Genomic DNA, 13,776 nt, shown 5'->3' with positions numbered 1-13,776 from the left:
CGGCCAATTATCGACGGCGTGGGGAACGGCCGAACGAGGGAAAGGCGCCTGCCTTCGGTCCGCTACTTGCGCAGCAGCGGGGCGACCTGCTCGTCGTAGGCGGTCAGCGCCGTGTCGATCACCTGATGCATGTCGTAGTACTTGTAGGTGCCGAGGCGGCCGCCGAACACGGTGTTCGGCTCCAGTGCGGCCTTCGCCTGGTACTGCGCGTAGATGTTCTTGTCGTCCTCGGTGTTGATGGGGTAGTAGGGCTCGTCGCCGCGACGGGCGAAGCGCGAGTACTCCTCCCACACCACCGTCCTGCCCGGCTTGTACGACTCGGCGCGCTCGGGGTTGAAGTTCTTGAACTCGATGGCGCGGGTGTACGGCACGTCGGCGTCGGCGTAGTTCATCACCGGGCAGCCGAAGTGGTCGTCCTCGTCGTAGCGGCGCTCCTTGAAGTCGACCGTGCGCCACTTGAGCTCGCCCAGGTCGTAGTCGAAGTATCGGTCGATGGGGCCGGTGTAGACGACGGTGATGCCGGCGGCCTGGATGGCCTTCCTGTTCAGCGGCTGCGACTCGTCGAAGAAGTCGACGCCGAGCGACACCTCGATGCGCGGGTCGGCGATCATCTTCTCGAACCATGCGGTGTAGCCGTCCTTCGGCAGGCCCTCCCACGTGTCCTTGAAGTAGCGGTTGTTGTAGTTGTAGCGCATGGGCAGTCGGCGGATGATGCTCGCCGGCAGCTCGGCCGGATCGGTCTGCCACTGCTTGCCCGTGTAGTTCTTGATGAACGCCTCGTACAGCGGCTTGCCGATGAGCTTCTTGCCCTGTTCGTCAAGGTTCTTCGGCGTGATGTCGGCGTATTCGCCTGCCTGCTCCTCGATGAGCCTCTTCGCCTCGGCCGGCGTGTACGACGCGTGGAAGAACTGGTTGATGGTGCCCAGGTTGATGGGCAGCGGGAACACCTCGCCGTTGTGCGTCGTGTACACGCGGTGCACGTAGTCGGTGAATTCGGTGAAGCGGTTGACGTACTCCCACACGCGACGGTTCGATGTGTGGAACAGATGGGCGCCGTACTTGTGGATTTCGATGCCGGTCTCGTCGTCGAAATACGAGTAGGCGTTGCCGCCGATGTGGTCGCGCACGTCGATGATGTGCACGCGGGCTCCGGCATGCTCGACCGCCTGCTGCGCGACGGTCAGGCCGAACAGGCCCGCGCCGACGATCACGAGATCGGTGTTGTTCGGATTGAATTCCATGGATTTCCTCGACTTTTCTCACATGGTTCGGTTGCCTTTCCATGGTACATGGCACGGTTTGGTTGTGTTGTCGTGACCGATGCTGTATAGTGGCTAACCGGCTCCTACGCGGCGTTATGCCGCCCAAACCCCCCAGGGCAGGAATGCAGCAAGGGTAAGTGGTCTCTGACGGGTGCGTAGGGGTCTTTTCCTCTTCCTATATTTTTATATTTTTCTTTTTCCGTCTCGATTTTTTTCGAATTTCGATTTCCGGTCGTCGGTTCCCTTCGCGTGGGCGTATTCGTGCACACGGATGCATATACCCAGGCCTTCTATACTTAGGTCTTCACATATCCCGACATCCTTGACATGTGTTCATGCGTTCCGGCATCGTGCAAGGGCATCCGTTCAATTTCGTGCGATACGGCGGTGATTCCCGTCCTCCCGGTGCGATGCCCGCCGAGGCGTTCCCTTTCGTGGTCTACAATGATTGCCTAGAACGATGGTGTAGCGTTTTATCACCTGTTTTTGATTGGATTCATGCAATCGGTTCGTAAAGGAGCGAATATGACGAATACGGCGGATGCGACGAAGATCATCCTGGACTGCGACCCCGGCCACGACGATGCGATGGCGATTCTGCTCGCCATCGGCAACCCGAAGATCGACCTCATCGGCGTCACGACCGTCGGCGGCAACCAGAGCCTCGACAAGGTCACGTACAACGCGCGCGCCACGCTCGAGGCTGCGGGCGCCACGGACGTGCCGGTGCGTGCCGGCTGCGACCGTCCGATTCTGCGTCCGCTGAAGGTCGCCGCCGCCGTGCACGGCGAAAGCGGCCTCGACGGCGTGGAACTGCCGGAGCCGAGCCGTCCGCTCGACGAGGGCCATGCCGTCAACTGGATCATCGACACCATCATGAGCAACGAGCCGGGCACCATCACCCTCGTGCCGACCGGCCCGCTCACCAACATCGCCATGGCCGTGCGTCTCGAACCGAGGATCGTCGACCGCGTCAAGGAGGTCGTGCTCATGGGCGGCGGCTACCATGTGGGCAACTGCAGCGCCGTGGCCGAATTCAACGTGGCCACCGACCCCGAGGCCGCGCGCATCGTGTTCAACGAGAAGTGGCCTCTGACCATGGTCGGCCTCGACCTGACCCATCAGGCGCTGTGCACGCCCGAGGTGCAGGGCCGCATCGACGCCATCGGCACCGATCTGGCGCATTTCGCCAGCGGACTCATGGACTTCTTCCGCAAGGCCTACCGGAACAACCAGGACTTCATCGACCCGCCCGTGCACGACCCGTGCACCGTGGCCTACCTCATCGACCCCGACGTGATGACCACGCGCCGTTGCCCGCTCGACGTGGAGACCCACGACGGCCCGGCGCTCGGCATGACCGTCGCCGACCTGCGCGGCCCCGAACCAAGCGCCGAGGAATGCCATACGCAGGTGGCCGTCAAGCTCGACTTCGACAGGTTCTGGAACCTCATCATCGACGCCATCAAGGCGATCGGCTGACGGTCCGCGTGGGCGGGCCGTCGCCGGTCCACATCCGATAACGGTTCGGCAACAGATGTGAGGGAAATGTGGCCGGCTCGCGTGATGAGCGTCTCCATCGCGTGGGCCGGCCGTTGATTATCCTTGCAATCATTGGCGACACGCCGTATGTAACATCGAATTTGCACAGAATTCATCAGTGGCTTATTGTATTCAAGTCGTTCGGTTGGAACACGGTTCCAATGCGGAACATGCGCCAGTAGCCCAATGGATTAGAGCATCTGACTACGGATCAGAAGGTTGCAGGTTCGAATCCTGTCTGGCGCACTAGAGGCCTCGGAAACATTAGTGTCCGGGGCCTTTCCAATTTTCCGGCCCTTCTTTTTCGGCTTCCGGACCGTTCCATTTTTCCCATTCTTTGTTTCCGTGTCCTTCGGCTTCGCCGACGTCGGTTCCGGCCGTCAAAATTCGCGGGTCTGGTGAACAAAGCGAGATGGTTCGCCGAGTTCGCTCGCTTCTGTGATTTCCGGCCGTAAAGTCGTGACTATGAGTGACAAGAAGCGGACGAAACTGTATCTCGAACCTTTGGATGGCGACGCCGTGCCGAAGCAGCCGACGGATGCCGGATCGCCGGTCGTGCCGGCGGACGCGGCGCCCGTGGGCGCGCCGTCATCCGGCGCGGCGATGCCGCCGTCGTTCGAGCCGCTGCGCGTCCCCGCCGACGGCATGCGCGCGACCGACATGCACGCACCGGCCGGACTCGATGCCGTTTCCGACGATGCCGATGGTGCCGGCGATACCGATATCGCCGATATCGCCGACGGCAAGGCCTCCGCCTCCAAGACGGGCTCCTCCGTCGACCCGCTGCTCGCCCGCCCGCACACCGGCAGCATCATGCTGTGCATCGTGTTCGGCATCGTCGCGCTCGCCGCCGCGTTCATCGTATGGTGGGTGGCCGTGCAGTCGATGGGCGGTCAGGAATACGACAACCTCGCCTACGACGGCTTCTCGGGCGCCCTGCCCGGATGGATGGCCGCATTGGCCGGCATCCTCGCGAAATCGTTCTCGCTCGGCGGCCTGTCGGTCTCCGTCGCCGCCGTCATCGACGTGGTGCTCGGCGTCGTCGCCGTCGCCGTCGGCACGGCACGCAAACGCTGGCGCGCACTCGTGCAGATGGCCGTGTTCGCCGTCGTCGCCTTCGCGCTCGCCGAACTGCTCAAGCACATGCTGCCCCGGCCCATACTCAATCTTTCCAGCCTGAACGACGCCGGCAACACGTCGCCGTCCGGCCACGCCGCCATGGCGGCCGTCGCCGCGATCGCCCTGCTGTGCGTGGTGCCGCGTGCGCTGCGCGCCCTCGTCGCCGTACTCGGCGCGCTGTACACGGCGTTCGTCGGCCTGTCCGTCATCGCCGGCGGATGGCATCGCCCGACCGACATCGTCGTGGCCATGTTCCTCGTCGGAGGCCTCGCCCTGCTTGCGCTCGCTTTCACCCGCACGTCCGGCATGGACGAGCCGGGCACCCGCGTCTCCTCCGCCAGCGTGCAGATCGCCGGAACCGTCATGATCGTCGGTGGGCTCATGGCCGGCGCCTACGGTCTCTATCTTGTCTGGCAGCTCGCCCCCGGCCTGCAGTACAGCGCCAAATGGGCGAGCGGCGCTGCGCACATCTCCGGCGCGGTCCTTGTTTTCGCCGTCGTTTCGCTGATGTTCGGCCTGACGCTCGCCATGCGTCACATCACTGCGGCGCCGCTGTCGAAGGCCGGCCTCGTCGGCGCGCCGCCGGCCCCGCCGAAACGACGCTGACCGCCATCATGGTTATGATGCTCTGTAGCTGACAGGCTTACAGGCTGAACAACGAAGGAGAGGCCCATGACTACCGGTACCAAGCTCGTCATCGTCGAGTCGCCCACCAAGGCGAAGAAGATCGGCGGCTACCTGGGCAAGGGCTACGAGGTCATGGCGTCGGTCGGTCACATCCGCGACCTCGCCCAGCCTTCGCAGGTGCCGCCGAGCCGCAAGGAGAAGTTCGGCAAGTTCGGCGTCGACGTGAACGACGGATTCGAGCCGTACTACATCGTCAACGACAACAAGAAGTCGACCGTCGCCGAACTCAAGTCCGCGTTGAAGAGCGCCGACGAGCTCTACCTCGCAACCGATGAGGATCGCGAGGGCGAGGCCATCGCATGGCATCTCGTGCAGACGCTCAAGCCGAAGGTGCCGGTCAAGCGCATGGTCTTCCATGAGATCACGCCCGAGGCCATCAAAAAATCGCTGACCGCCACGCGCGACGTCGACGACAACATGGTCGACGCGCAGGAGACCCGTCGTGTGCTCGACCGACTCTATGGCTACGAGCTTTCCCCCGTCCTGTGGCGCAAGGTCGGTCCGGGACTTTCCGCCGGCCGCGTGCAGTCCGTCGCCACGCGTCTGATCGTCGAGCGCGAGCGCGAGCGCATGGCGTTCGTGCGCACCGCGTACTGGGACGTCATCGCCACACTGGTCGCCACGGAAGGTGCGGCGGCCGGTGACGTCGACGCCGGGTTCGACGCCCGGCTCGTGGCGTTGGGCGGCAGTCGTCTCGCCGGTTCCAAGGACTTCGGCGCCGACGGTAATCTGACTGCGGCGGCTGTCAAGGAATCCCCGGTCGTCATGGACGAATCGCTGGCCAACGAAGTGGCTGCGGCCGTGCGCGAACAGCCGTTCACGGTGCGTTCGCTTGAAACGAAGCCGTATCGTCGTCGTCCCCAGCCGCCGTTCACCACGTCCACGCTGCAGCAGACCGCCGGCAATCGTCTCGGCATGAGCTCTCGCGCCACGATGCGCGCGGCGCAGGGCCTGTACGAGAACGGCTACATCACGTATATGCGAACCGATTCCGTTACGCTGTCGCAGGAGGCCATCGCCGCCGCCCGCAGCGCGGTCGGCTCGATCTACGGCAAGGAATACCTTTCCGACAGTCCGAAGCAGTATGTGACCAAGACGGCCGGTGCGCAGGAGGCCCACGAATGCATCCGCCCCGCCGGCTCCACGTTCCGTTCGCCCGACGAGCTGGCCACGCGCGTGCCGCCGGACCAGCTGCGGCTCTATACGCTCATCTGGCAGCGCACGTTGGCCTCGCAGATGGCCGACGCCACCGGTTCGACCGCCACCGTGCGGCTTGGCGCCGAAGCGGGCTCCCGTGGCGAGGCGTTGTTCCAGGCGTCCGGCACGGTCATCGAGTTCCCCGGATTCCTGCGGGTGTTCGGTCGCGGCAATGGCAATGGCAATGGCAATGGCAATGGCGGGGCCGACTCCGCCAAGAAAAACGACAAGAAGGCCGACCGTACGGAGAACGCGTCGTTGCCGCCGATGAAGGTCGGCGACCGGCTGGCCGCCACCGAGGTCGAACCCGCCGGGCATGAGACCCAGCCGCCGGCCCGATACACCGAGGCCACGCTTGTCAAGACGCTCGAGGCCAAGGAGATCGGCCGACCGTCGACGTATGCGAGCATCATCTCCACGATCATCGACCGCGGATACGTGTACGAGAAGGGCCGCGCGCTGATTCCGTCGTGGCTGGCGTTCTCCGTCATCAAGCTTTTGGAGACGAACTTCCCGCAGTATGTGGACTACCAGTTCACCGCGCAGATGGAGAACGGCCTCGACCAGATCGCCCGCGGCAAGGAGACCGGCAAGGACTGGCTGACGCACTTCTACTTCGGCACCGGCTCGGGCACGGTCGGCTCCGCCGAGGAGGCGCACAAGGGACTGCAGCAGCAGGTCGCGCAGCTCGGCGACATCGATGCGCGCGAGATCAACACCATCGACATCGGCGACGGGCTGCATGTGCGCGTCGGCCGTTACGGCCCGTATCTTGAGGACACGAAGAACCTCGACGCCGACGGCAACCCGAAGCACGCCTCCCTGCCCGATACGCTGGCGCCCGACGAGCTGACGCCCGAGGTCGGCCATGAGCTCATCGCCACGAACTCCGGCGGGCCGCGCGTGCTCGGCACCGACCCGAAGACCGGCGGCACCGTGGAACTGCGCAAGGGCCGCTTCGGCCCGTACGTGGCGCTCATCACGCCGGAACAGCAGGCACAGGCCGAGGCCGAACGCGCCGCAGCCAAGGCAGCCGAGGAAGAGGCTGCGAAGGAAGGCAAGGCCGCACCGAAGAAGCGTCCGTCCCGTCGCAAGGGCGCCGACGCCGCATCCAGGCCAAAGATGGCGTCGCTGTTCAAGACCATGAACCCCGACGCGCTTTCGCTCGACGACGCGTTGAAGCTGCTGTCGCTGCCGCGCGAGGTCGGTACGCTGCCGCAGACCAACACCGAAACCGGCGAGGTCACGCAGGCCGTGGTGCTGGCCAACAACGGCCGTTACGGCCCGTACCTCACCAAGACCGGCGCCGACGGCAAGTCCGAGACGCGTTCGCTCGGCTCGGAGGACGAGATCTTCACCGTCGACATCGCCAAGGCCAAGGAACTGTTCGACCAGCCCAAGTACGGTCGCGGCCGTGGACGCGGTGCCGCCAAGCCGCCGCTGCGCGAGCTCGGCAACGACCCGGAGACCGGCAAGCCCGTGACCATCAAGGACGGCCGCTTCGGCGCCTACATCACCGACGGCGAGACCAACCGCACGCTGCCGAGGCAGTATTCGCCCGAATCCATCGACCCGGCCGACGCGTTCCGCCTGCTCGCCGAGAAGCGTGCCGCCGGTCCCTCCACGCGTGGTCGTGGTCGTGGCCGCGGCGGTGCCAAGGGCAAGTCGGGTGCCAAGTCCGCCGCCAAGGCCACGCCGAAGGTCAGCGCCGTGGAGGCCAAGCGCGCCGAACGCCGCGCCGAGGTGAAGAAGTACGCCAGCAAGGGCTGGGCCAACACGCGCATCGCCGAGAAGATCGGCTCCACCGCCTCCACGGTGAAGTCGGACATCGAATGGCTCGCCGCGAACGAAGGCTACGAACGCCCGGCCGTCGTGGCCAAGGCGCCCGCCGCCAAGAAGAAGTCCAGGTAGTCCACTGGCCCGGCGTCAATCAGTGCCGGGCCATCGCCGATGTATGAACTGCGCCTCGATATGCGGGACGCAAAAATCGCGGTTCGCCGATACGGTAGAGTCCATGGCTGGATTGTTTATTTCGTTTGAGGGCGTCGACGGCGTCGGCAAGACCACGCAGGTGGAACGACTTCGGCAGTATCTCGAATCGCGCGACCGCACGGTGCTGGTCACGCGCGAACCCGGCGGTACGCCGCTCGGCGCCACGTTACGGCGTCTGCTGCTTGGGAACGTGGCCGATGACGCCGCCGACATCGCGCCGCGCGCCGAAGCGCTCATCTTCGCGGCCGACCGCGCCCAGCACGTGGCCGAAACCATCCGTCCGGCCCTCGAACGCGACGAGGTCGTCATCACCGACCGCTATCTCGACTCGTCATTGGCATATCAGGCCGGCGGTCGTGAACTCACGGCCAAAGAGATTCGCGATCTGAGCCTGTGGGCCACGAACAACCTGCTGCCCGTACGCACGTATCTGCTCGACATGGACCCGGCCGCATCCCACGCCCGGCTCCAGCACGACGAGGACCGTATGGAATCGGCCGGCGACGACTTCCAGAACCGCACGCGCCGGGCGTTCCTCGACCTGGCCGAGGCCGAACCGGAACGATTCCGCGTGATCGACGCCGCCCAGCCCATCGAAACCGTGTGGACGCAGATCCGGGTCGACATCGACGACCTGCTCGGCTATGGGGAGGATTCGCGATGAGCGTGTGGGATGCCATCGTCGGCCAGAAACCGACCGTCGAACTGCTGTCGCGCGTGGCCGGTGCACCCGCCGACATCGCGCAGTCATGGCTGATCTGCGGTCCGGCCGGTTCGGGCCGATCGAACATGGCGCGCGCGTTCGCCGCCGCGCTCGAATGCCCGAATCATGGCTGCGGCGAATGCACGACCTGCCGCCACGTGCTTGCGAACACGCATCCCGACGTCACCGTGCTCGCCACCGACAAGGTGACCATCGGCATCGACGCCGTACGAGGACTCATCGAGACATCCGAACAGATGCCGGCCACCGCGCCATGGCGAATCATCATCATCGAGGATGTGGACCGCATGCTCGAACGCACCACGAACGTGCTGCTCAAGGAGATCGAGGAGCCGGCCGAGCATACGATATGGCTGTTGTGCGCGCCAAGCGCGCAGGATGTGCTGCCCACCATCCGTTCGCGCACACGCGTGGTCAACCTCGCCGTGCCGTCGACGAAGGCCGTCGCCGCGTTCCTGATGGACACGGTGAACCCGTCGCTGCCCGAGGACCGTCGCTTCACCGAACATGTGGCATCCCGGGCCGCGAGACTCGCCGAAGGCCACATCGGCATCGCGAAACTGTATGCGACCAACGAACGCGTGATGACCGACCGCGATACGCTCGTCGTCGGCGTATTGAATCTCGCCAAGGCCTCGGACGCCGTGCTGCTCGCCGACCATCTCATCTCCGACGCCAACGCGCAGGCCGCCGAGGAGATCGAGGGCCAGGTCGCCCGCGCGCAGGCCGACTTCCGCCGCGTCAACGGACTGGGGGAGAAGGACCGTATCCCGCCGAAGATTCGCGGCGCATACAACGCCCTCGGCAAGAAGGAGGACATCAAGCGCCGGACCACGCGCCGCAGCCGTGACGTACTCGACCGTGCATTGAACTCCATCGCCAGTGTGTACCGCGACGTGGCCGTATTGCAGAACAATGCCGAAGACGCGGTCGGATTGATAAACAAGGAGAACCGCACGGCGATTGCGAACCTCGCCTCGCGGCTGACGCGCGAGGCCGCGATCGGACGGCTGGAATCCATCGCCACGGCCCGGCGACGTCTCGCCGGCAACGGCAATCCGCTGCTCGTGTTCGAAGCGCTGTTCTGCGCATTGATTGCGTGATTGCTCGGTCCTATTCGTTGGCAAAAACGGCAAAAGATGCAAACGGGGCGCAAAACGTAGGATTGCGGACTCGCGTTTCTATCATCATTGACAAATCCGCAAACAATGATGTTGAGAAAAGAGCACACCGTGAACTCCAACGAATCCAATGCCGCCGAGCTTGACGCGGCATCAGGCGCCGCCGAACTGACGGGCGTCCCCGCGCACATCCGCATCAACGACCGCGTCGAGCCGGTCGACCTGGCGCCGGAATCGACGGTCGTCGCACGCTGGTGGTTCGACGCCGACGTCAATACCACCTCCGACTGGCGCTCGTACCAGATCATCGTCACCGACCATCCGCTCTCCGGCAACACGGTCTGGGATTCCGGTCGCCGCGACTACGACGGCGACGTCAACATCCCGCTCGACGGCCTCGCCATGCCCGCCTCCACACGCTACTGGCTGGCCGTGCGCGTATGGGACGCCGACGGCCGCGTCTCCGCATGGTCGCATCCGGCGACGTTCGGCACCGGCGCCGGCGAACATTGGCAGGCCACGCCCATCTGGGTGCCCGCCGATGCCGCCGCTCCCGGCCGGATCGACGAATCGGCCGAATTCGACCTGCCCGAGGAAACCGACGTGGCCACCGACGACTCGTTCTTCGTCGGCGACAGGAAGGCCGCCGACGAACACAACTCCCGCGGCTGGGCGTTCCTGCGCGGCACGATCTGCCTGCCCGACAAGCCCGTCGTCTGGGCCACGCTCAACGTGACCGCATCCAGTACGCGCGCCGCCCGACAGTTCGTATACCGCGCATGGGTCAACGGCACGTTCGTCGGCTACGGCCCGACCTTCCCCGTCGGCGACGAGGCCCGCTACGACGGCTACGACGTGACCGACCTCCTCGACGCCGGCAAGGCCAACGCCATCGGCGCGCTCGCCTACACCGTCGAGGACCAGCGGTTCATCGCCCAGCTCGACGTGCACTTCGCCGACGGCGAGACCGCCCACTACGGCACCGGCCCCGACTGGCGCACCCTGCCCGGCGCCACCATCTACCCCGACTCCGCATCCGTCGGCACGCAGTATTTCGAAGCCCCGGCAGAGAACGTGCAGGCGGCGAACTATCCGTTCGGATTCGCGGACCCCGACTTCGACGACGCCGACTGGACGCCGGCCGCCATTCGCGGCGACTTCGCAACACTGCTGCCCACGCCCACCGACAAGCCGACCGTGCGGTATCACGCGCCGGCATCGTCCCGACTGACTGACGACGGCCATCTCGTCCTCGACTTCGGCCGCACATGGGAGGGCGGCGTCCGCATCACACGCGCCGCCGGCTACGGTCCCGCCGATTTCAAGATTCGCTACGGCGAGGTGCTGAACCCCGACGGCTCCGTCAAATGGCATCTCAGCGCCTTCAACAACTACGAGGACACGTGGCATCTCGGCGACGGCGGCAGGCCGACGACCATGGAAACATGGGGTCTGCGCGTATTCCGCTACGTGGAGATCATCCCGTCCGTTGATTCGTCTGAGGCGCTGCGCCATCTCGCGGCCGGCATCGGCGCCGACGGCGACGGCACGGCCGGCGACCGCGTCGAGGCCGCCGCGCTCGTCTACCCGTTCGACCGTTCCGCAGCGTCGTTCACGTCGTCGAACGCCACGCTGGACACCGTCTGGAACTTCTGCCGCAACACCATGGAATCGACCAACGGCAACATCTACGCCGATTCGTGGACGCGCGAACGCGCGCCCTACGAAGGCGACGCATGGCTCCAGCAGCACGCGCACCTCGCCGTCGACGACGCCCCCGCGCTCGCCGAATACTCCGTCGACTGGCTGATCGCCAACCGCACCTGGCCCACCGAATGGCCGCTGTATCTCATCCTCGCCGCGCACGACGCATGGATGCGCACCGGCTCCACCCGTCAGATCGCCGATCATTACGACGATCTCGTCGCACTGCTGCCGACGAAGCATCTCGACGAGGATTCAGGGCTGATCGTCAAGGACCCGGGCGAATCCAGCCACACCGACGGCGACCTCATCGACTGGCCGCCCGTGGAACGCGACGGATTCCGGTTCGGTCGCGTGAACACCGTCATCAACGCGCTGTCGTCCCGGACCTTCGCCGACATGGCCGACATCGCCGCCGCGCTTGGACGAGACGATGACGCCACGCGATTCGCCGGCATCGCCAAGCGCATGCGCGCCGCCATGCACGAACGCCTTTACGACGCCGAAGCCGGCGCCTACGTGGACGGCCTGACGGACGGTGCAGACGGCGCGCGCATCGACCACCATTCCCTGCACGCCTCGGCCTTCGCGCTCGCCTTCGCCGAACTTCCCGAATCGCAGCGCGAACCGGTCGGCGCGTTCCTGCGCGGCAAGGGCATGGCATGCAGCGTATATGCCGCCAGCGTGTATCTCGCCGGCCTGTACGCCGCCGGATTCGGCTCCGACGCCACGGCGCTGATCGCCGCGCACGACGGCCTGCGCACGTGGATGAACATGATAGACAAGGGCGCCGGCGCCACCATGGAGGCATGGGACGTGGAGAACAAGCCGAACACCACGTATTCGCATCCGTGGGCCGCATCGCCCGCATACCTGCTGCCCGAGGGACTGCTCGGCATCCGGCCGACCGCGCCCGGCTACGCCGAGTTCGAGGTACGGCCGCAGCTGGGCGAGCCCGGCGAACGCGGCGCCGTGGATTCGGCCGCCGCGACCGTGCCGACCGTGCGCGGGCCCATCACCGTGCGCGCCGAGCGCGTGACCGACGAGGATTCGGCCTCAGACGCCGGCGCCGTCCGCGTAACCGTCGACGTGCCCGACCACGCCGAGGCCACGGTGCTGACCCCGCAGGGCACGGTCGCCGCCGAACATCTCGCCTCCGGTCGCCACGAGATCCTGCTGCAGCCCGCTAAGATGTGAGGTGATTCAGGCAGCGCGGCGGCACGGCGTATGACGCCGGGGGAGGAGACGACATGGTCGGTATGGCCGATGACGATACGGATATGGCGTCCGCCTCCCCGTCCGCATCTCGGTCCTCCCAGCCGGTGCGGCTGGTGGACGTGGCCACTGCTGCCGGCGTCTCGCCATCCACGGTGTCGCGCGCCTTCAAGAACCCCGATCGGGTGAATCCCGCCACCGTGGCGCAGATTCGTCAGGCCGCCGATCGTCTCGGATACGTCTACCGGCCGTATCGCAAACGCCCGATGAAGAACTCGGGCATCATCAGCCTTGTGGTCAAGGACGCGGCCGAATCATCGGCCCTGCTGCGCGGCGCGCAGAACGAGGCCTACGCCTCCGGCCTTGCCATCAGCGTCATCGAATCGAATCGCGGCAGCCAATGGGAGGTCTCGTTCGTCGAGGAGATCGCCGAAACATCGAAGGGCATCCTCATCGCCTCCGACCGCATGGACGCCGACCGCATCGCCCACCTCGCCCGCCGCGTGCCCATGGTGGTGCTCAACCGGCCGTCGGAGTCGGTCTCCAGCATCGTGCCGAACGTCGCCGTCGGCACCCGTCAGGCGTTGTCATTGCTCGCTTCGAACCGTCATTCCGAGGTGGCGTATGTCTCCGGCCCCGACTCGTGGGCCGACCGTTCGCGCCTGCATGCCGTACGTGCCCTCGGTCAGTCCATGGGCCTGACGGTGCATCATATCGGGCCGGTGGATTCGTCGGCGCAGGGCGGCGAACAGGCCGCCCGCACGCTGTTCGGCCGTGGGATCGCCGGCGCCGGTCCCGCCGACGTCGCCGCGTTCGCCGGCCGGCCGACCGGCGTCATCGCCTACAACGATGCGATAGCCGCCGGAATGATGGCGTGGCTCTCGCAGAACGGCGTCCGCGTGCCCGACGACGTGTCGGTCATCGCGTTCGACGATTCGCCGATATCCACGGTCGTCCGTCCCCAACTGACGACCGTCACGATTCCTCGCGCGCAGATCGGCGCGGTCGGAGTCCGCGCCCTGCTGCGCATGAGCGAAACGGGACTGTACGCGTTGGATTCCTTCGGCGACGCCGACATGGCGGCGCTGCGTCTGCCGGACGGCTGCGCGCCGGCCGGCGACGGCGACGTCATCGCGTTGCCGACGTCGCTGCTCGTCCGCGGAAGCGTCGGCCCGGCCGCACGATGATTCGCGGCGCGGGTTGTTCGCGTCGG

8 protein-coding genes, 1 tRNA gene and 1 other RNA gene are annotated in these 13,776 nt (G+C 65.9%); 9 read left to right on the top strand and 1 reads right to left on the bottom strand.

Annotation, left to right across the window (positions count from 1 at the left end; all coding sequences use genetic code 11):
* Positions 1-62 precede the first annotated feature (62 nt).
* The gene (glf, locus tag CS006_RS09615; RefSeq protein ID WP_100511620.1) at positions 63-1,241 is read right to left on the bottom strand and encodes a UDP-galactopyranose mutase; all 1,179 of its coding nucleotides are present in this window, start codon (positions 1,239-1,241) and stop codon (positions 63-65) included.
* Positions 1,242-1,337: 96 nt separating this feature from the next.
* Between glf and ffs the strand changes: the two genes are divergently transcribed.
* The 9 genes from ffs (at position 1,338) to CS006_RS09570 (ending at position 13,750) form a co-directional block, all read left to right on the top strand.
* Positions 1,338-1,432: signal recognition particle sRNA small type (gene ffs / locus CS006_RS09610), an RNA gene on the top strand.
* A 355-nt stretch (positions 1,433-1,787) separates the two neighbouring features.
* Positions 1,788-2,744, top strand: coding sequence for a uridine-preferring nucleoside hydrolase UriH (gene uriH, locus CS006_RS09605; RefSeq protein WP_100511619.1), 957 nt, complete (start codon positions 1,788-1,790; stop codon positions 2,742-2,744).
* A gap of 232 nt (positions 2,745-2,976) precedes the next feature.
* Positions 2,977-3,050, top strand: a tRNA-Arg gene (locus CS006_RS09600).
* 219 nt (positions 3,051-3,269) lie between these two features.
* Positions 3,270-4,529: a phosphatase PAP2 family protein gene (locus CS006_RS09595; RefSeq protein ID WP_133119561.1), complete on the top strand. Its 1,260-nt coding sequence runs from the start codon at positions 3,270-3,272 to the stop codon at positions 4,527-4,529.
* 66 nt (positions 4,530-4,595) lie between these two features.
* A complete protein-coding gene (gene topA, locus CS006_RS09590; protein ID WP_100511617.1) occupies positions 4,596-7,718 on the top strand; it encodes a type I DNA topoisomerase in 3,123 nt (1,040 codons plus the stop codon).
* Positions 7,719-7,821: 103 nt separating this feature from the next.
* On the top strand, positions 7,822-8,463 hold the full coding sequence (tmk, locus tag CS006_RS09585) for a dTMP kinase (protein ID WP_100511616.1): 642 nt from the start codon (positions 7,822-7,824) through the stop codon (positions 8,461-8,463).
* Positions 8,460-9,626, top strand: a complete 1,167-nt coding sequence (locus CS006_RS09580) for a DNA polymerase III subunit delta' (protein ID WP_100511615.1) — start codon at positions 8,460-8,462, stop codon at positions 9,624-9,626. Before tmk ends, CS006_RS09580 begins: the two co-directional genes overlap by 4 nt.
* 129 nt (positions 9,627-9,755) lie before the next feature.
* Positions 9,756-12,545, top strand: coding sequence for a family 78 glycoside hydrolase catalytic domain (locus tag CS006_RS09575; RefSeq protein WP_117434908.1), 2,790 nt, complete (start codon positions 9,756-9,758; stop codon positions 12,543-12,545).
* A gap of 53 nt (positions 12,546-12,598) precedes the next feature.
* A complete protein-coding gene (locus tag CS006_RS09570; RefSeq protein WP_100511613.1) occupies positions 12,599-13,750 on the top strand; it encodes a LacI family DNA-binding transcriptional regulator in 1,152 nt (383 codons plus the stop codon).
* The last annotated feature ends 26 nt before the right edge of the window (positions 13,751-13,776 follow it).

Source organism: Bifidobacterium primatium, assembly GCF_002802875.1.
In the GTDB taxonomy this organism is placed as follows: domain Bacteria; phylum Actinomycetota; class Actinomycetes; order Actinomycetales; family Bifidobacteriaceae; genus Galliscardovia; species Galliscardovia primatium.
This window is presented reverse-complemented; position numbering and strand designations above follow the sequence as displayed.